Origin of the sequence: Luteimonas padinae (genome assembly GCF_014652935.1) — a bacterium.
Lineage (GTDB): Bacteria > Pseudomonadota > Gammaproteobacteria > Xanthomonadales > Xanthomonadaceae > Luteimonas > Luteimonas padinae.
In genome coordinates, this window is sequence record NZ_BMZT01000010.1 from 68,290 (window position 1) to 86,673 (window position 18,384).

At 72.3% G+C, this 18,384-nt stretch carries 19 protein-coding genes and 1 pseudogene; 17 read left to right on the top strand and 3 right to left on the bottom strand.

Going from position 1 to position 18,384, the window contains the following annotated elements:
* Position 1: 1 nt before the first annotated feature.
* The 13 genes and pseudogenes from xpsF to pncB all read left to right on the top strand — a co-directional run bounded on the left by xpsF (position 2) and on the right by pncB (position 11,994).
* A complete protein-coding gene (xpsF, locus tag IE168_RS12105) occupies positions 2-1,219 on the top strand; it encodes a type II secretion system protein XpsF (RefSeq protein WP_189498581.1) in 1,218 nt (405 codons plus the stop codon).
* Positions 1,220-1,271: 52 nt separating this feature from the next.
* The gene (gene gspG / locus IE168_RS12110) at positions 1,272-1,703 is read left to right on the top strand and encodes a type II secretion system major pseudopilin GspG (protein ID WP_189498583.1); all 432 of its coding nucleotides are present in this window, start codon (positions 1,272-1,274) and stop codon (positions 1,701-1,703) included.
* 12 nt (positions 1,704-1,715) lie between these two features.
* Complete coding sequence (xpsH, locus tag IE168_RS12115; RefSeq protein ID WP_189498585.1) at positions 1,716-2,189, top strand: type II secretion system protein XpsH; 474 nt, start codon at positions 1,716-1,718, stop codon at positions 2,187-2,189.
* Positions 2,186-2,608: a type II secretion system protein XpsI gene (gene xpsI, locus IE168_RS12120; protein WP_189498587.1), complete on the top strand. Its 423-nt coding sequence runs from the start codon at positions 2,186-2,188 to the stop codon at positions 2,606-2,608. The genes xpsH and xpsI overlap by 4 nt, the downstream gene beginning before the upstream one ends.
* Positions 2,605-3,222: pseudogene (locus IE168_RS12125) on the top strand (prepilin-type N-terminal cleavage/methylation domain-containing protein); the annotation flags it as partial. The gene xpsI and the pseudogene IE168_RS12125, both read left to right, overlap by 4 nt.
* 131 nt (positions 3,223-3,353) lie before the next feature.
* On the top strand, positions 3,354-4,202 hold the full coding sequence (locus tag IE168_RS12130; protein WP_189498589.1) for a type II secretion system minor pseudopilin: 849 nt from the start codon (positions 3,354-3,356) through the stop codon (positions 4,200-4,202).
* The gene (locus IE168_RS12135; protein WP_189498591.1) at positions 4,202-5,383 is read left to right on the top strand and encodes a PilN domain-containing protein; all 1,182 of its coding nucleotides are present in this window, start codon (positions 4,202-4,204) and stop codon (positions 5,381-5,383) included. Before IE168_RS12130 ends, IE168_RS12135 begins: the two co-directional genes overlap by 1 nt.
* Positions 5,364-5,993, top strand: coding sequence for a type II secretion system protein GspM (gene gspM, locus IE168_RS12140; RefSeq protein ID WP_189498593.1), 630 nt, complete (start codon positions 5,364-5,366; stop codon positions 5,991-5,993). The genes IE168_RS12135 and gspM overlap by 20 nt, the downstream gene beginning before the upstream one ends.
* A complete protein-coding gene (locus IE168_RS12145; RefSeq protein ID WP_189498595.1) occupies positions 5,983-6,813 on the top strand; it encodes a general secretion pathway protein GspN in 831 nt (276 codons plus the stop codon). The genes gspM and IE168_RS12145 overlap by 11 nt, the downstream gene beginning before the upstream one ends.
* A 27-nt stretch (positions 6,814-6,840) precedes the next feature.
* Positions 6,841-9,063 (top strand): type II secretion system secretin GspD, encoded by a 2,223-nt coding sequence (gspD, locus tag IE168_RS12150; protein WP_189498598.1) that lies wholly within the window; start codon positions 6,841-6,843, stop codon positions 9,061-9,063.
* Between the two features lie 2 nt (positions 9,064-9,065).
* The gene (locus tag IE168_RS12155) at positions 9,066-9,929 is read left to right on the top strand and encodes a glycosyltransferase family 2 protein (protein ID WP_229823491.1); all 864 of its coding nucleotides are present in this window, start codon (positions 9,066-9,068) and stop codon (positions 9,927-9,929) included.
* On the top strand, positions 9,926-10,795 hold the full coding sequence (locus tag IE168_RS12160; protein ID WP_189498600.1) for a glycosyltransferase family 2 protein: 870 nt from the start codon (positions 9,926-9,928) through the stop codon (positions 10,793-10,795). Before IE168_RS12155 ends, IE168_RS12160 begins: the two co-directional genes overlap by 4 nt.
* Entirely contained in the window at positions 10,792-11,994 is a 1,203-nt protein-coding gene (gene pncB / locus IE168_RS12165) for a nicotinate phosphoribosyltransferase (RefSeq protein WP_189498602.1), read from the top strand. The genes IE168_RS12160 and pncB overlap by 4 nt, the downstream gene beginning before the upstream one ends.
* Positions 11,995-12,106: 112 nt before the next feature.
* Here pncB and IE168_RS12170 read toward each other — a convergent pair whose 3' ends face one another.
* Both IE168_RS12170 and pyrF read right to left on the bottom strand, forming a co-directional pair.
* Positions 12,107-12,769, bottom strand: coding sequence for a hypothetical protein (locus tag IE168_RS12170; protein ID WP_189498604.1), 663 nt, complete (start codon positions 12,767-12,769; stop codon positions 12,107-12,109).
* 103 nt (positions 12,770-12,872) lie between these two features.
* Positions 12,873-13,712: an orotidine-5'-phosphate decarboxylase gene (gene pyrF / locus IE168_RS12175; protein WP_189498606.1), complete on the bottom strand. Its 840-nt coding sequence runs from the start codon at positions 13,710-13,712 to the stop codon at positions 12,873-12,875.
* Between pyrF and IE168_RS12180 the strand changes: the two genes are divergently transcribed.
* The gene (locus IE168_RS12180; protein ID WP_189498608.1) at positions 13,702-14,016 is read left to right on the top strand and encodes a hypothetical protein; all 315 of its coding nucleotides are present in this window, start codon (positions 13,702-13,704) and stop codon (positions 14,014-14,016) included. The two genes, pyrF and IE168_RS12180, sit on opposite strands and share 11 nt — an antisense overlap.
* Here IE168_RS12180 and ettA read toward each other — a convergent pair.
* Positions 14,000-15,661, bottom strand: coding sequence for an energy-dependent translational throttle protein EttA (gene ettA / locus IE168_RS12185; RefSeq protein WP_189498610.1), 1,662 nt, complete (start codon positions 15,659-15,661; stop codon positions 14,000-14,002). The genes IE168_RS12180 and ettA overlap by 17 nt on opposite strands.
* A 222-nt stretch (positions 15,662-15,883) precedes the next feature.
* Between ettA and IE168_RS12190 the strand changes: the two genes are divergently transcribed.
* The 3 genes from IE168_RS12190 to nrdR all read left to right on the top strand — a co-directional run bounded on the left by IE168_RS12190 (position 15,884) and on the right by nrdR (position 18,382).
* The gene (locus IE168_RS12190) at positions 15,884-16,390 is read left to right on the top strand and encodes an RcnB family protein (protein WP_189498612.1); all 507 of its coding nucleotides are present in this window, start codon (positions 15,884-15,886) and stop codon (positions 16,388-16,390) included.
* 91 nt (positions 16,391-16,481) lie between these two features.
* A complete protein-coding gene (glyA, locus tag IE168_RS12195; protein ID WP_189498614.1) occupies positions 16,482-17,750 on the top strand; it encodes a serine hydroxymethyltransferase in 1,269 nt (422 codons plus the stop codon).
* Between the two features lie 98 nt (positions 17,751-17,848).
* Positions 17,849-18,382 (top strand): transcriptional regulator NrdR, encoded by a 534-nt coding sequence (gene nrdR, locus IE168_RS12200; protein WP_189498615.1) that lies wholly within the window; start codon positions 17,849-17,851, stop codon positions 18,380-18,382.
* Positions 18,383-18,384 lie beyond the last annotated feature (2 nt).

An 18,384-nucleotide genomic window follows, 5' to 3' on the forward strand; every position in this document is an offset into this window, starting at 1 on the left:
CATGCCGCTGTACCGCTACAAGGCCCTCAACGCGCGCGGCGAGACGCTCGAAGGCCAGATGGAGGCGGGCAGCGACGCCGAGGTGGTGCTGCGCCTGCAGGAGCAGGGCCACCTGCCGGTGGAGGCGAAGCTGGCCAGCGAAGGCGGCGGCGGAAGCAGCCTGAAGACGCTGTTCAAGCCCAAGGCGTTTTCCGGCGAGCGGCTGGTGCAGTTCACCCAGCAGCTGGCGACCCTGCTCGGCGCCGGCCAGCCGCTCGACCGCGCGCTGACCATCCTGCTCGACCTGCCCGAGGACGAAGCCGCCCGGCGCACCATCGCCGACGTGCGCGACCAGGTGCGCGGCGGCACTTCGCTGTCGGCCGCGCTGGAGCGCCAGCACGGCACTTTCTCGCGCCTGTACATCAACATGGTCCGCGCCGGCGAGGCCGGCGGCACCCTGCAGGACACGCTGCAGCGCCTGGCCGACTACCTGGAGCGCTCGCGCGCGCTGCGCGGCCGGGTCATGAACGCGCTGATCTATCCCGTCATCCTGATCGTGATGGTGGGCCTGGCGCTGCTGTTCCTGCTCGGCTACGTGGTGCCGCAGTTCGGCGTGATGTACGAGAGCCTGGACGCGGAGCTGCCGTTCTTCACGAAGATCGTGCTCGGCCTGGGCGAATTCGTGCGCGACTGGTGGATCGTGCTGCTGGCGGTGCCCTCGCTGGCGGCGCTGTGGTTCGACCGCCGCCTGCGCGATCCCGCCTTCCGCGCCCGCTTCGACGAATGGATCCTGGGCCGCAAGCTCGCCGGCGGCCTGGTCGCGCGCATCGAGACCGCACGCCTGGCCCGCACCCTGGGCACGCTGCTGAAGAACGGCGTGCCGCTGATCGCCGCCATGGCGATCGGCCGCAACGTGCTCGGGAACCGCGCGCTCGCCGCCGATGTCGAAGCCGCGGGCGAGGAGGTCAAGAACGGCGTCGCGCTGTCCACGGCACTGGCGCGCAACAAGCGCTTTCCCCGGCTGGCGCTGCAGATGGTGCAGGTCGGCGAGGAGTCCGGCGCGCTCGACGCGATGCTGCTCAAGACCGCCGACACCTTCGAGGCCGAGACCGGCCAGGCGCTGGACCGCATGCTGGCCGCGCTGGTCCCGGTGATCACCCTGCTGCTGGCGGTGGTGGTCATGGTGGTGATCCTGGCGGTGCTGGTGCCGATCTACGACCTCACCAATGTCATAGGCTAGGGGCATGCCCGGCCCGCGCGGCCTCCCACACTTTCCAGTCAGGCAGGAATCCATGCACAAGCGTCCGCTCAACCGTTCCCCCCGTCCCTCCGCGCAGGGCGGCTTCAGCCTCATCGAGATCATCGTGGTGGTGGTGCTCATGGGCGGCATCGTGGCCTTCGCGGCCTCGCGCATCCTCGGCGGCGGCGACCGCGCCAAGGTCAACCTTGCGCGCGCGCAGGTGCAGACCCTGGCCGAGAAGGTCAGCCAGTTCGAGATGGACACCGGCACCCTGCCCGGCGCGCTGTCGGACCTGGTGAACGCCCCGGGGGGCGCGGCCGGCTGGCTCGGCCCCTACGCCAAGGCAGCCGACCTCAACGACCCCTGGAACACGCCCTTCGAATACCGCGTGCCCGGCGACGCCGGCCCCTACGACATCGTCAGCTACGGCGCCGACCGCAAGCCCGGCGGCGAGAGCGTGAACGCGGACATCCGCTACGAATAAGGGCGGGCCGCCATGAACGCCGGGCGCGGCGGAAGGCGCCGCTCCGGCGGCTTCTCGCTGCTGGAGCTGCTGCTGGTGATGGTGCTGATCGCCGCGACCGGCGTGCTGGCCGCCGGCGTGCTCGGCGGCGGCTTCGCGCGCATGGAGCTGCGCGGCAACGCCCGCGACATCGTCACCCAGCTGCGCTACGCGCGCGCCCGCGCGCTGGCCACCGGCACGCCGCAGACCTTCGCCATCGATCCCGCCGCCCACGCCTGGCAGGGCGCGGACGGGCGCAGCGGCGAGGTGCCGGAGTCGCTGGGCATCCATTTCACCGGCGCGCGCGAGGTGCAGCCGGCCGACGGCGTCGGCGCGATCGTGTTCTTCGGCGACGGCGCGTCCACCGGCGGCCGCGTGCAGCTCAGCCGCGGCCGCGCGGCCTTCGACATCGACGTGGCCTGGCTGACCGGCGAGGTGACGATGCACCGGGCGGAGGCGCGGCCATGAGCGCCCGCCACCAGCGCGGCTACACCCTGATCGAGGTCCTGGTCGCGTTCACCGTGCTGGCGCTGGCGCTGACCTTCCTGCTCGGCACGCTGTCCGGGTCCACCCGCCAGGTGCGCTGGTCGGCCGACGCCGGGCGCGCCTCGCTTCACGCGCAGTCGCTGCTGGCCGACATCGGCGTGGGCGAGGCGCTGGTGCCGGGCCGCGACGAGGGCGAGCTGGAGGACGGCCGCTACCGCTGGCGGCTGGAAGTGGCGCCGTGGCTCGATCCCCTGCAACCGGCGGCGCCGCTGCAGGATCCCTTCGCCGCGCAGCTGCTGCACCTGCAGCTGGAACTGACCTGGGGCGAGGGCGGGCCGGCGCAGCGGCTGGTGGTGGAATCGCTGCGGCTGGTGCAGCCCGAACCGGGCGACGGGCCATGAACCGCGCCCGCGCCGCCGCCGGCTTCACCCTGATCGAGGTCCTGCTGGCGACGGTGCTGCTGGCCGCCGGCCTGGCGCTGGGCTTCGGCACCCTGCGCGCCGCGACCGCCACCGTCGACCGCGGCGAGGCCATCGCCGCGCGCACCGAGCGCATGCGCGCGGTCGAAGGCTTCCTGCGCCGCCGCCTCGCCGCCGCGCAGCCCATCGCCTTCGCGCAGGACGAAAGCAACGGCGGCGCGCTGCGCTTCGTCGGCGAATCCGACCGCATCCGGTTCGTCGCCGACCTGCCCAGCTACCTCGGCCGCGGCGGCCCGCACCTGCACGACATCGCCGTGTACGACGTCGACGGCGGCGAGGCGCTGGCGGTGACGTTCGAGCTGGTGCTCGCCGGCGAGACCATCGTGGAGGACGAGCCGCGGCCGCCCGAGCCGCTGGTCGAAGGCCTGACCGGCCTGCGCATCCGCTACCGCGGCCTCGACGAGGAGGGCCTGACCGACTGGCTGGATGCCTGGGAGTCCTACGAACAGCTCCCGCTGCAGGTGTCGATCGAGATCGAGAGCCAGGACGGCGGCGCGTGGCCGGCCCTGGTGGTCGCGCTGCCGCAGGCGGCGAGCGCGCCGGAGTTCGGCAGCGGGCGCGCCAGCCGGCTGGGCCCCCGCGTGGGGCGCGGGATCGCGCCGGGCGGCCGCTCCGGCACGAATGGCGGCGCGCGCAACCGGCTGCGCGACGCGCGGGGCCGCCGCTGATGGCCGCGCAGCGGGGCGCGGCCCTGGTGATCGTGATGTGGCTGGTGGCGCTGCTGACGGCGCTGGTCGGCGCGTACGCCGCCAGCGCCCGCATCGAATACATGCAGGGACGTGGACTGCACGGCGCGGTCGTCACCGAGTCGGCCGCGCGCGCGGGCCTGGAGTACGCGATGGTGCGGGTGCAGGCCGGCCAGCCGGAGTTCGCGTGGGTGCCCGACGGCCGCCCCTACCGCTGGGCCTTCGGCGCGGCGGAGGTGGAGGTCCGCATCGTCGACGAGTCCGGCAAGGTCGACCTCAACGCCGTCGATGCCGGCCTGCTCGGTTCGCTGTTCCGGGTGCTGGGGGCCGAGGAGGGCCGGGCCGACGCGGTGGCGGCGGCGATCGTCGACTGGCGCGACGGCGACGAGTTCACCCAGCCGATGGGCGGCGCCGAGGATCCCCAGTACGCGGCGGCAGGCCTGCCCTACGGCGCCAAGGACGCGCCGTTCGAGACCGTGGCCGAGGTCGAGCAGGTGCTGGGGATGGACCGCGCGCTGTTCGAGGCGGCGGTGCGCCACCTCACCGTGTTCAGCGGCATGCCGCAGCCCGACGCGCGCTTCGCCAGCGGCGAAGTGCTGCAGGCGCTGGGCACTGATCCGGCGCTGTTGCTGCAGCAGCGCGAAGCCGGTGACGGGCTTGCCCCGGACCTCGTGGGCGCCGGCAGCGGCACGTATAGTATCGCCAGCCGCGCGCGGCTCGCCGATGGCCGCCAGGCCGTGTTGCGGGCGGTAGTACGCGCGGGTGGGGGCGGATTGCCGGGGTCGGCATATGTTCCGCTGGCATGGGAAGAAGGAGCCACGCCGCGCTGATGGGCACCGTAGAGGACACCGCCGGTTCACCGCGTCGCGCGGGCCCCGCCATCGCCGGGCCCGGCGCCGCGCTGCGCCCGCGCCTGGCCGGCTTCTGGCGCTGGTGGACCCAGGCCCTGGCCACCTGGCTGCCGCAGCGCCTGCGCGAGCTGTTCGGCCTCGCCCGTGAGCGCCTGCTGCTGCAGTCCGCGGGCGATGGCCTGGTGCTGTCGATCGAGGGTCCGGGCGGCGTGCGCCGCATCGCCGAGCTGCCGGCGCTGTCCTCCAGCGCGGACGACCCGCTGGCACCGCTGCTCGCCCAGCGCGTGACCAGCCTGCCGCGCTGGCTGCTGCTGCCCGCCGGCGCCACCCTGCGCCGCCGCCTGCCGCTGCCGGCCGCCGCCGCCGACCGGCTGCGCGAGGTGCTCGGCTTCGAGATCGAACGCCAGACCCCGTTCCCGGCGTCGGAAGTCGAATACGACGCGCGCCTCGTGGGCCGCCGCGGCGATGGCCAGGTGGACGCCGAGCTGGTGGTGGTGCCGCGGCAGGCCCTCGACGCGCGCCTGGCCGCGCTCGGTCCGCTGGCGGCCACGCTGACCGGCGTCGATGTCGAGGGCGACGAAGGCGGTGGCCGCGGCGTGAACCTGCTCCCCGGCGCCCGCCGCCACCGGCGCGCCGATCCGTGGCTGGGCTGGAACCTCGCGCTCGGCCTGGTGGCGGTGGTCGCCACCGCCGCCGCGCTGTGGCAGATCCTCGACAACCGCCGCGCCGCCGCCGACGCCTTCGAGGCCGAAGTCGCCAGCGCCGCGACCCGTGCCCGCGGCGCCTCGGCGCAGCGCCAGGCCCTGGTCGACCTGGTCGAGGGCATGGCGTTCCTGCAGTCCACGCGCGCCGCGCGCCCGACCACGGTCGAGGTCATGGACGAACTCGCGCGCCGGTTGCCCGATTCCACCTACCTCGAAAAGCTGTCGATCGAGGACACGCGCATCCTGCTGATCGGCCTCAGCAGCGAGGCGCCGGCGCTGGTGCAGCGCCTGGAGGGCTCGCCGCTGTGGCGTTCGCCGGCCCTGGCCGGTGCGCTGCAACCGGACCCGCGCAGCGGCCGCGACCGCTTCACCCTGACCGCCGAGCTGGTGGTCGCGCCGGCGGCCACCGCCGCGGCGCAGGGCAGGGAGGCCGCCAATGCGCGAAGCAATCCCTGACCGCGACCGCTGGCTGGCGCTGGCGATCCTCGCCGGCGTGCTGGCCCTGGCCTACCTGGTGCTGGTGCACCCGTGGTGGACGGCGCCGATGCTCGAGGCCGGCGAGCGCATCGAAAGCCTGCAGGAGCGCGACCTGCGCGTGCGCATGGAGCTGGCGCAGGCGCCGCAGGTGCAGACGCGGCTCGAAGAGGTGCGCGCGGTCGCCGCGCGCGTGCCCGGCTTCATGGACGAGCGCAGCGCCGAACTCGCCACCGCGGCGCTGAGCGCGCGCCTGGAAACCGCCGTGCTCGAGGCCAGCCCCGGCAACCGCAGCTGCGCGATCCGCAACCGCTCGCCGATGACCGACACCCGCCAGCAGGACCGCTTCCGCCGCGCCCTGGTGCAGGTGCGCCTGCACTGCGGCAACCCGGAGCTGGCGGCGGTGCTGCACTCGCTGGAGGACGGCTCGCCGCGCCTGTTCGTCGACAACCTCAACGTGCTCGCGCCGCGCCAGCCGTTCGGCCGCGGCGCCGGTGCGGGCACCCAGGGCGCGGGCCTGGACGTGACCTTCGACCTCTACGGCTACCTGCAGCCGCAGCCGGCCGCGGCGGGAGCCAGCGATGCGCGCTGAGACCGCGGGCGCGCGCACCTGGCTGCTCGGCGCGCTTGCGCTGTGGGCGCTGGCGACCTGGGTGCTGGGGTTGTTCGGCCTCGGCGGGCGGATCGACCGCCTGCCGCCGGATCCCGGCCTGGTGCAGCGCCTGCCGGCCGCCGCGACCGAGACCGAGGACCGCCTGGGGCCGCTGGCCCAGTACGGCGAATTCGGCGAGCGCCCGCTGTTCACCACCGACCGCCGCCCGCAGCCGTTCTTCATCAACCCGGTGGACGAGGACGCGCCGGCCGAGTTCGAGTACGTGCTGACCAGCGTGCTGCTGACCCCGGGCCTGCAGGTCGCGATCGTGCAGCCGGCCGCCGGCGGCGAGTCCGTGCGCCTGAAGGTGGGCGAATCGCCGGCGGGTGCGCAGGGCTGGCAGCTGTCGTCGATCTCGCCGCGCGGCGCCGTGTTCGACGGCCCCGAGGGCCAGCGCACGCTGGAGTTGCGCGTGTTCGACGGCATCGGCGGTGAAGCCCCCACCGCGATGGCGAGCCCGCCGCCGGCCGGGCAGGCCACGCCAGGGCGGTCGGGCGCGGGCCAGTCGCCGCCACGTCCCGCATCGACGCCGGCGGCGCCGCGCGCGGCCGCGGCCGACGCCGCGGGCGACGGCAGCCAGCCGGAGGCCGCGCCCCAGCCCGGCCAGCCGGTTCCCACCGAAGGCGACGCGCCGGCCTCGCCCGCCCCCACACCCGACACGCCGACCGCCCGCAGTGCCGACGAGCAGGTGGAGGCGATCCGCGCGCGCATCGAGGCGCGTCGCGCCCGCCTGCGCGAACAGGCCCAGCAGGGCCAGTAGCCGGACGGACTCCCAGGAATGCCCACGATGACGCCGAGATCCCAGTTCAAGCCTGCGCTCGCCGCGCTCCTCGCCACCCTGCTGGCCGCCTGCGCCTCGGTGCCGACGCCCGACGTGCGCCGCGACGCGCGCCTGCCGCAGCCCGTGTTCCAGGTCGACGGCGTGCCGCGCGACGCCGCCGCGGCAGCCGCGGCCGACGGCATCGCCGAGGAGCCTCTGGCGGGCGATCCGCGCGCGATCAAGCACCGCGGCGACGGCCGGGTGATCAACGAATCGCTGGCCGCCTCGCCGCCGCCCAATCTCGCCGGCACATCGGGTGAAGCGCGGTTCAATTTCGAAGGCGAATCGCTGCACGCCGTCGTCAAGGTGATCCTGGGCGACATGCTCGGCCAGAATTACGTGATCGCGCCGGGCGTGCAGGGTACGGTGACCCTGGCCACGCCTAGTTCGGTGAGCCCGGCCCAGGGGCTGAGCCTGCTGGAGATGGTGCTGGGCTGGAACAACGCCCGCATGATCTACGCCGACGGCCGCTACAACATCGTGCCCGCGGACGCCGCCGTGGCCAGCGGTGCGGTGCCCGCGCGCACCGGCACCGCCACCGGCGCGCGCGGCTTCGAGACCCGCGTGGTGCCGCTGCAGTACGTTTCCGCGGTCGAGATGGAGAAGGTGCTGCAGCCGTACGCGCGCCCCAACGCCATCGTCAACGTGGATGCCGGGCGCAACGTCATCACCGTCGCCGGCACCCGCCAGGAGCTCGAGAACTACCTGCGCACGATCGAGATCTTCGACGTCGACTGGCTGGCCGGCATGTCGGTGGGCGTGTTCCCGCTGGTGGCCGGCCGCGCGCCGCAGGTGGTGGCCGACCTCGAGAAGGTGTTCGGCGAAGGCAGCAATTCCCCGGTGGCTGGCATGTTCCGCTTCATGCCGCTGGACGGCGCCAACTCGGTGCTGGTGATCACCTCGCAGCCGGCCTACCTCGACCAGATCGAGCAGTGGATCGCGCGCATCGACGGTGCCGGCGGCGGCGTGCAGCTGTTCTCGTACGAGCTGAAGTACGTCACCGCCAAGGATCTGGCCGAGCGCCTGTCCGAGGTCTACAGCCGTCGCGGCGGTGGCAGCAGCGGCGGTGGCCGGCGCGGCGGCGCCTCGCTGATGCCGGGCCTGGAATCCACCGAGATCGGCGACGCCGGCATGGATGGAACGAGCAGTGCGGACATCGGTGATCGCAGCAGCGGCAGTGGCGGCGGACTGGGCGGCGGCTCGCTGTCGCTGGGCGAGCGCCAGGGCGGCGACACCTCGGTGACGCTGGAGGTCGACGGCGCCGAGGTGGGCGTGTCCGCGGTCGACGAGACCAACACCCTGCTGGTGCGCTCCACCGGCCAGGCCTGGCGCTCGATCCGCGAGGTCATCGACCGCCTGGACGTGATGCCGCTGCAGGTGCACATCGAGGCGCAGGTGGTGCAGGTCACGCTCAGCGGCGAGCTCGAGTACGGCGTCAGCTGGTTCCTCGAGCAGGGCATGGACCAGAACGGCATCGGGCCGTTCCCGGCACCCGGCGGCCCGGGCGGTGGCCCCAGCCGCTGGAGCACCCTCGGCGGCAGCATCGGTGGCGATGGCGGTGCGGGCCTGGTGTGGTCCCTGGTCAGGAACGATGCCGCGGCGATCATCAGCGCGCTCGACGAGGTGTCGGACGTGCAGATGCTGCAGACCCCGTCGATCCTGGTGCGCAACAACCACGAGGCCACGCTCAACGTCGGCGACAAGATCCCGATCTCTTCGGTCACGGTGAACCCCGGTTTCGGAGGCGACAGCTCGTACAGCCAGGTGCAGTACCTGGATACCGGCACCATCCTCAAGGTGCGCCCGCGCGTGACCAGCGACGGCACCGTGTTCCTCGACATCGTGCAGGAAGTCAGCAGTCCGCAGGGCGAGCGCGACCAGAACGGCAATGTCCGCATCAGCACCAATCGCCTGAAGACCAACGCCGTGGTGCAGAGCGGCGACACGGTGTTTCTCGCCGGCCTGATCACCGATTCCACCGAACGCGGCTCCAAGGGCCTGCCGGGTCTGAGCCGCATCCCGGTCATCGGGGGACTGTTCGGGCAACAGGTGTCCGGAACCAGGCGCAGCGAGATCCTGGTGCTGCTGACCCCGACCCTGGTCCGCAACCAGCAGGACGCGCGCAACCTCACCGACGAATACGGCCGCCGCTTCCGCGCGCTGGAGCCGCTGAACCGGGCCGCCGACTGAGCATGGCCGGCGGGGATCGCGCCGGCACGCCCGAACTGCCGGTGGTGCTGCTGCCGGTCGCGGTCGACGACGGCACGCTCGATGCCTGCCTGGCGGCACTCGATGCCGGCACGCCCGCAGGCACGCGCGTGTGGCTGGCCGATGACGCGCAGGCCGGGCCGCGCGGCCTGGCGATCATCGAACGCTGGCTCGAGCGCACGCCGCTGCGCGCGGAATACACGCGCAGGCAGCGGCCGCTGGGCGAGGTCGCGCATCTCGACGAGGTGCTCGCGGCCTGCGGCGACGCCGACGTGATCGTGCTCGCGCCCGACGCCGTGCCGGGTCCGGGCTGGGCCCGGCAGCTCGCCGCCTGCGCCGCGCGCGACGGCTCCATCGCCACGGCCACGCCCTGGTGCAACGCCGGCGAGGCCGCGGCCTGGCCGGCCTGCGGCGAAGTGGCGCCGCAGCCCGACGGCGCTGGACTCGCACGCCTGGCGCGGGCCGCGGAGACCATGCCGCAGCTGCATCCAGAGCTTCCCGCAGCGATCGACCATGCGGTGTTCATCCGCGGCCGCGCGCGGGCGAAGGCCGGCGGCCTGGATGCCGCCAGCTACGCGTCCTGGTATGCCGCCCTGATCGATCTTTCGCTGCGCATGGCCGGCCTGGGCTGGCGCAACGCGCTGTGCGAGACCGCCTTCGTCGCGCGCAGGGGCGAGGGCGGGCCGGCCGACGGCGATCTCGAGGCGCTGGCGGCGCGCTGGCCGGCCTGGCCGCCGCGGCTGGCGCGGTTCCTGATGCACGATCCGCTCGCGGACTGCCGCACGGCGCTGGCGCAGCGCCTGGACGGCATCGACCCGCCCGCGCAGCACGAGCTGTTCGCGCCATGAGCGGCGACGGCATCGCCGCCATCGTGGTCAGCCACGAGAGCGCGTCCAGCATCGACGCCTGCCTGTCGAGGCTGCGCGCCGCGGCCGGCGTCAGCGCCATCCGCGTCGTCGACAACGCCTCCAGCGACGACACCCTGGCCGTGGTCCAGCGGCACGCGCTGGCCGATGCGCGCCTGCGCTTCATCGCCAATCCCGACAATCCCGGCTTCGCCACAGCCTGCAACCAGGGCGCGGCCGACAGCGACGCGCCTTGGCTGGCCTTCGTCAATCCCGACTGCATGGTCGAGCCGGACACCTTCGTGCGGCTGCTGGCGCACGCACGCCGACTGGCGGGCGAGGCGCTGCTGGGCGCCGACCTGGTGGACGAGGCCGGCGTGCGCGACGGTGCCGCGCGCCGCAACGATCCCGAGTTCGCCGCGATGCTGCGCGGGCCCTGGCGCGCGGGCCGCGGCCGGCCACTGGACGTGGCGGTGGAAGAAGCCGTCGCGCTGCAGCCGGTGGAGGCGGTGTCGGGCGCGCTGATGCTGATGCCGCGCGCGCTGTTCGAGCGCATCGGTGGCTTCGATGCCGGTTATCGCCTGCACGCCGAAGACCTTGACCTGTGCCGGCGCGCGCGCCTGGCCGGCGCCACGGTCGCGGTCGCCAACGACGTGCGCGTGCTGCACCTGCGCGGGGTGTCCTCGCGCTCGCGGCCGTTCTTCGTGGAATGGCACAAGCACCGCGGGCTGTGGCGCTACTTCAGCCGCTTCGAAGCACCGGCGCGCGGCCCCGCCGTGCGCGCCGGCGTGTGGCTCGCGATCTGGGCACACTGGCTTTCACGGCTGCCGCGGATACTGGGCGACGCCTTCCGCACCGGCACGCCATGATTCGCTCGCTGCTCGACACCGACCTGTACAAGTTCACGATGATGCAGGCGGTGCTGCATCGCTACCCGGCCGCGCAGGTGCGCTACCGCTTCCGCTGCCGCTCGCCCGGCGTCGACCTGGCGCGGCACATCGACACGGTGTCGGACGCGATCGACGCGCTGTGCGCGCTGCGCTTCACGCCCGACGAGCTCGAGTGGCTGCGCGGCCTGCGTTTCATCAAGCCGGACTTCGTCGACTTCCTCGGCCTGTTCCGCCTCGACCGCCGCCACGTGCGGCTGGAGCGCAGCGACGACGAGCAGGGCGGGCTGTCGTTGGTCGTGGAAGGGCCGTGGCTGCACACGATCCTGTTCGAGGTGCCGCTGCTGGCCATCGTCAGCGAGGCCTGGTCGGTGGGTGAGCATGGTCCGGCCGACGAGGCCGAAGGGCTGCGCCGACTGCAGGCCAAGGTCGACCGCATCGACGCCGCGGTCGGCTACGAGGACTGCCGCATCACCGATTTCGGCACCCGCCGCCGCTACTCGCAGGCCTGGCAGGACCGGCTGGTGCCGCGGCTGGCGGAGCTGCTGGGGCCGAAGTTCGCCGGCACCAGCAACGTCGACATCGCCCGCCGGCACGGGCTGGTGCCGCAGGGCACGATGGCGCACGAGTGGCTGCAGGCGCACCAGGCGCTGGGTCCGCGCCTGCGCGATTCGCAGAAGGCCGCGTTCGAGGCCTGGGCGCAGGAGTACCGCGGCGACCTCGGCATCGCGCTCACCGACGTGATCGGGCTGGAGGCCTTCCTGCGCGACTTCGACCTCTACTTCTGCAAGCTGTTCGACGGCATGCGCCACGACTCCGGCGACCCCTTCGAATGGGGCGAGCGCATGCTGGCGCACCTCGAGGCGATGCGGATCGATCCGCGCACGCGCACCCTGGTCTTCAGCGATGGCCTGGACGTGGAGCAGGTGATGCGCCTGTACGCGCGCTTCCGCGGCCGCTGCCGCACCTCGTTCGGCATCGGCACCAACCTCACCAACGACACCGGCCCGAAGGCGCTGCAGATCGTGCTGAAGATGGTGGCCTGCAACGGCCAGCCGGTGGCCAAGCTCAGCGACTCGCCCGGCAAGACCATGGTCGACGACGAGGGCTACCTGCGCTACCTGCGCCAGGTGTTCGAGGTCGCGCAGCCTGCAGCGGATCGCGGCGACGCTCCACTGTAGGAGCAGCTACAGCTGCGACCCGGGAACCGATCAGAGCGCGTTTGGTGCCGACGTCGGCAGCCGTGGCTATCGCAGCTATAGCTGCTCCTGCAGGAGCGGGCGGTCGGCGGCTTCAGCGCGGCGGGATCTCGGCGCGGTGGGGTTCGAACAGGCTGTCGCCTTCGGGGCTGACCACCACCACGCCCGGCTCGAGCGCGCTGATGGTGGCATTGCCGACCAGCTTGGTGCCCATCGGGAAATCGGCCACCGGCGTCCATTGGCCGTCGACTTCGCGCAGCACATAGCCGCTGCGATCGAAGTAGTTGCCGCCGCCGCCGCAGCCTTCCATGGTGTAGAGCAGCAGCGCCTCGTCCCCGGGCCGGCCGTCCAGGTCGAGCATGAACAGGCGCTCGCCCTCGGGGTAGGTGCCGCATTCGCGCTCGCGGCCGGTCTCGTCGACCAGGCGGCGCGCCGCGTCGCGCAGCGCGGGCGTGGCCGGGCGCGCATCGCGGCGCACGCGCGCCAGCGCGGCACCGCTGAAGTCGAAGTACTGCGTCTCCTCGGCGTCGCTGCCGGGCGTGGCGGCCATCTCGTCGGTGGCCGGTTCGGCCGCGGCGGTGGGGTCGCCGGTGCCGGGGATGAGGTCCGGAGCAGGGGAGGGAGCGGCGGAGGGCGCGGTCGGCGCGTCGGTGCTGGCAGCCAGAGGGGCGTCGCTGCCGGCGGCGACCGGTGCTGCGGCCTGCCCACAGCCGGCAAGGAAAAGGACGAGGGCGAGGGGCAATGGGAGACGGGTCATCGGCGTCCTTCCGGTCCGGGATTCGCGGGCAGGATAGCGGCGCGGCGTGATGCGCATGGCAAACGGGCGCGCCGGCCTGCGGCGCGCGGCGGCGGGGCGGTCGTCAGTCGCGGCGCGCGGCGTCGAGGGTGTCGCGCAGCGCGCGTGCGGCCCGCGCCGCGGCCTCCGCGTAGTCGTCGCCCGCCGACGCGTACAGGATCGCCCGCGACGAGCTGACCATCAGCCCGGTGCCGTCGGCGGCGCGCGCGTTGCGCACCACGGCCTCCGCATCGCCGCCCTGGGCGCCCACGCCGGGCACCAGCAGCGGCATGTCGCCGACGATGGCGCGCACCTCGCGCAGCTGCTCCGGCCAGGTCGCCCCGACAACGAGCGCCACGTTGCCGTGGCCGTTCCACTCGCGCGCCGCGGTTTCGGCGACGTGCTGGTAGAGCGGCCGCGCCGGGCCCGTGTCGCCGTCACGCTGCACGGCAAGGTCCTGCAGGTCCGCGCCGCCGGGGTTCGAGGTGCGGCACAGCACCACCACGCCGCGGTCGGCGCGCTCGAGGAACGGCTGCAGCGAATCACCGCCGAGATACGGATTGGCCGTCACCGCGTCGGCGGCATAGCGGTCGAAGGCCTCGGCCGCATAGCGCTGCGCGGTCGAGCCGATGTCGCCGCGCTTGGCATCCAGGATCACCGGCACGCCGGGATGCACCGAATGGATGTGCGCCACCAGCCGCTCCAGCGCATCCTCGGCGCCCAGCGCCGCGAAATGTGCGATCTGCGGCTTGAACGCGCAGGCGAACTCCGCCGTCGCATCGACGATGTCGCGGCAGAACCCGAACACCGCGTCCGCGTCGCCGGCGAAACGCCGCGGAAACTTCGCCGGCTCCGGATCCAGCCCCACGCACACCAGCGATCCAGAGGCGTCCCAGCGCTGGCGGAGTTGCTGCATGAAGGTCATGGGAGTTCCTTTTTTGCCACGGATTTACGCGGATCGAGGCGGATTTGCACGGATAGGGCGAAAAGCGCTTTTTTCCACGGATGACGCGGATCCTGCCGAGGCAGGATTGATGCGTGGAACAACTGAAAGAACTGCTTCAGAGCGCGGGGTCGGTCCTGGCCACGATCGGATCCGTGTCATCCGTGCAATCCACGTCATCCGTGGCCAGGCTTTTTCCTTTCCCGCTCTATCCGTGCAAATCCGCCTCGATCCGCGTAAATCCGTGGCAAAGCTTTTGCTGCTTTTCCTTACTTCAGCGCCTTGAACCGCAGGCGGTGCGGGCCCGCGTCGTCGCCCAGGCGGCGCTTCTTGTCTTCCTCGTACTCGCGGTAGTTGCCCTGGAAGAACTCGACGTGGCTGTCGCCCTCGAACGCCAGGATGTGGGTCGCGATGCGGTCCAGGAACCAGCGGTCGTGGCTGATCACGAAGGTGTTGCCCGGGAACTCCAGCAGCGCGTCTTCGAGCGCGCGCAGGGTCTCGATGTCGAGGTCGTTGGACGGTTCGTCGAGCAGCAGCACGTTGCCGCCCTGCAGCAGGGTCTTGGCCAGGTGCAGGCGGCCGCGCTCGCCGCCCGACAGCGTGCCGACCATCTTCTGCTGGTCCTGGCCCTTGAAGTTGAAGCGGCCGATGTAGGCGCGCGACTGGATCTCGATGCCGTTGATGTTGAGGATGTCGGCACCGCCCGACACTTCCTGGAAGACGTTGTGGTTGCCCTCCAGCTTGTCGCGGCTCTGGTCGACGTAGGCGATGTTGACCGTCGGGCCCATCTCGATCGAACCCGAGTCCGGCGTCTCCTGCCCGGTGATCATCTTGAACAGCGTCGACTTGCCGGCGCCGTTGGGGCCGATGATGCCGACGATGGCGCCCGGCGGCACCAGGAAGCTCAGGTTGTCGATCAGCAGGCGGTCGCCGAAGCTCTTGGAGACGTTCTTGAACTCGATCACCTTGCTGCCCAGGCGCTCGCCCGGCGGGATGAAGATCTCGTTGGTCTCCTGGCGCTTCTGGTAGTCGACCGACTGCAGCTCCTCGATGCGCGCCAGACGCGCCTTGCCCTTGGAGCGGCCACCCTTGGCGTTCGAGCGCGCCCACTCCAGCTCCTTGGCGATCGCCTTCTGGCGCGCCTTCTCGCCGGCTTCCTCGCGCTTGAGGCGGTCTTCCTTCTGCACCAGCCAGTCGGTGTAGTTGCCCTTCCACGGAATGCCGCGGCCGCGGTCGAGTTCGAGGATCCACTCGGCGGCGTTGTCGAGGAAGTAGCGGTCGTGGGTCACCGCCACCACGGTGCCGGTGTAGCGGGCCAGGAACTGCTCCAGCCACTCCACCGATTCGGCATCGAGGTGGTTGGTGGGTTCGTCGAGCAGCAGCATGTCGGGCTTCTGCAGCAGCAGGCGGCACAGCGCCACGCGACGCTTCTCGCCGCCGGACAGGTTGGCGATCTTCGCGTCCCACGGCGGCAGGCGCAGCGCATCGGCGGCCACTTCCAGCTGGTTTTCCAGGGTGTGGGCGTCGCCGGCGGCGAGGATCGCCTCCAGGCGCTCCTGTTCCTTGGCCAGGGCGTCGAAGTCGGCGCCTTCCTCGGCGTAGGCGGCATAGACCTCGTCCAGGCGGGCCTGCGCCTGCAGCACCTCGCCCACGCCTTCCTCGACCGACTCGCGCACGGTCTTTTCCGGATCCAGCTGCGGCTCCTGCGCCAGGTAGCCGACCTTGATGCCCGGCTGCGGGCGGGCCTCGCCGCTGAAGTCGGTGTCGACGCCGGCCATGATCTTCAGCACCGTCGACTTGCCCGCGCCGTTCAGGCCCAGCAGGCCGATCTTGGCGCCGGGGAAGAACGACAGCGAGATGTCCTTGATGATCTGGCGCTTCGGCGGGACCGTCTTGGACACGCCGTTCATGGTGTAGATGTATTGCGACATGGGAGCTCCGGTGCAGCGTGGCCGCCGCCCGGGCGGCGGCCAAGGGCGGAAGACGGCGGATGGGATGCACCGATTATAAGGCTTCGAGGGCCGGGCCGAGGCGCTCGTCCGGCCGTGAAATGAACGGATCCGGGGGCTGCGCGCCCAAGGCGGACGGGTAACGCGGTGGTTCAGCCGGCGCGCGGGATAGTCGCTTCACAGCCCCTCCACCGGAGAGTCGTGATGAACCCGATCCGCACCCTTGGACTTGCCGCCCTCGCGCTTGCGCTCGGAGTCGCCTTTGCGGCTCCGGCCGAGGCGCGCGACAACCACCGCCGCGGGCATGACCGCGGCCATTCCAGCCAGGAGTGGCGCCGCGGCGACTACCGGCGCGACCACCGACGCGACCATCGCCAGGCGCGACGCGATGACCACCGCCGGCATGACCGCCGCGACCGCTACGACCGCTACGACCGCCGCCACGACCGCCGCCACGACCGCCGCGATGTCCGGGTGGTGTACGCGCCGCCGCCGCGGGTGGTGGTGCGCCACCGCGGCCCGCCGCCGTGGGCCCGTGGCCACCACTACCGCCACGCGGGCTACGCCCCGACCTACGTCGTGAACGACTACGGCCCGTACGGCCTGCGCCACCCGCCGCGCGGCTACCACTGGCGCCGCAGCGATGCCGGCGACTTCCTGCTGGTGGCCATCGCCACCGGCATCATCGCCGACGTGATCCTGGGGCGGTGAACCTGGGGCGCTGAGTTCCGCCAGCGGACGTCCCGGGATCGGGGGGCGGGCTACAATGGCCCGTCCCCTTTTCTTTTGGCCAGGAGCCGGCATGTTCCCGCGCGACGCACGCATCGAAGCCTACGACCCCGAGCTGGCCGCGGCGATCGCCGCCGAGACCCGCCGCCAGGAAGACCACGTCGAGCTGATCGCGAGCGAGAACTACGCCAGCCCGCGGGTCATGGAGGCCCAGGGCAGCCAGCTCACCAACAAGTACGCCGAGGGGTATCCCGGCAAGCGCTATTACGGCGGCTGCGAGCACGTGGACGTCGCCGAGCAGCTGGCGATCGACCGGGTGAAGCAGCTGTTCGGCGCCGACTACGCCAACGTCCAGCCGCATTCCGGTTCGCAGGCCAACCAGGCCGTCTACTTCGCGCTGCTCCAGCCCGGCGACACCATCCTCGGCATGAGCCTGGCCCACGGTGGCCACCTCACCCACGGCGCCAAGGTCAACGCCAGCGGCAAGCTGTTCAACGCGGTGCAGTACGGCGTCAACGATGAAGGCCTGATCGACTACGACGAGGTCGAGCGCCTGGCGGTGGAACACAGGCCGAAGATGGTGGTGGCCGGCTTCAGCGCGTATTCGCAGAAGATCGACTGGGCGCGCTTCCGCGCCATCGCCGACAAGATCGGCGCGTATCTGTTCGTCGACATGGCCCACGTCGCCGGCCTGGTGGCCGCGGGCGTGTACCCGAACCCGGTGCCGCACGCGCACGTGGTCACCTCGACCACCCACAAGACGCTGCGCGGCCCGCGCGGCGGCATCATCGTCGGCAGCCGCGCGGCGATGGGCGAGCACGCCGACGACATCACCAAGAAGCTGCAGTCGATCGTGTTCCCGGGCATCCAGGGCGGCCCGCTGATGCACGTCATCGCGGCCAAGGCCGTGGCCTTCAAGGAGGCGCTGGAGCCCGCGTTCGCGGACTACCAGCGGCAGGTGGTGAAGAACGCGCAGGCGATGGCGAAGGTGATCATCGACCGCGGCTACCGGATCGTGTCCGGCGGCACCGAGAACCACCTGATGCTGGTCGACATGATCGGCAAGGGTGTCACAGGCAAGGCGGCCGAAGAGGCCCTGGGCCGCGCCAACATCACCGTCAACAAGAACGCGGTGCCCAACGACCCGCAGAAGCCCTTCGTGACCTCGGGCCTGCGCCTGGGCACGCCGGCGGTGACCACCCGCGGCTACACCGAGGCCGACTGCATCGAGCTGGCGGGCTGGATCTGCGACGTGCTGGACGCGCCGGCGGACGAAGCGGTGATCGAGGCGGTGCGCGGCAAGGTCGTGGCCCAGTGCCGGCGCCTGCCGGTCTACGGCTGATGCGCGCGCGCGCCAGCGCGCCGGCCCGCTGCGCCGGCGAGCCCCGGCACACGGCCTTCCTGCCGCCGTTCACCCACGCCATCTGACGCCGCGCAGCGATGCATTGCCCCTTCTGCCAGCACGTGGATACCCGGGTCATCGATTCGCGCGTGAGCGACGATGGCGCGACGATCCGCCGCCGGCGCGAGTGCGAGGCCTGCGGCGAGCGCTTCTCGACGCTCGAGACGATCGAGCTGAAGCTTCCGGCGATCATCAAGTCCGACGGGCGTCGCGACCAGTTCGACGTCCGCAAGCTGCGCCAGAGCTTCGAGCGCGCGCTGCACAAGCGCCTGGTGTCGGAGGAGCAGATGGAGGCCGCGGTGCGCGCGGTGATCCACCAGCTGCGCATGACCACCGAGCGCGAGCTCGCCTCGCGGCGCGTCGGCGAATTCGTGATGGCCGAGCTGCGCAAGCTCGACCATGTCGCCTACGTGCGCTTCGCCTCGGTCTACCGCTCGTTCCAGGACGTGGCCGACTTCCGCGAGGAACTCGACCGGCTCGAGCGCGACCTGCCCGGCGACGGCCAGCTGCCGCTGCTCGGCGGCGAGGTCGTGGCCTTCGAAACCCCGCCCGGCAAGGGCCGGAAGCGTTGACG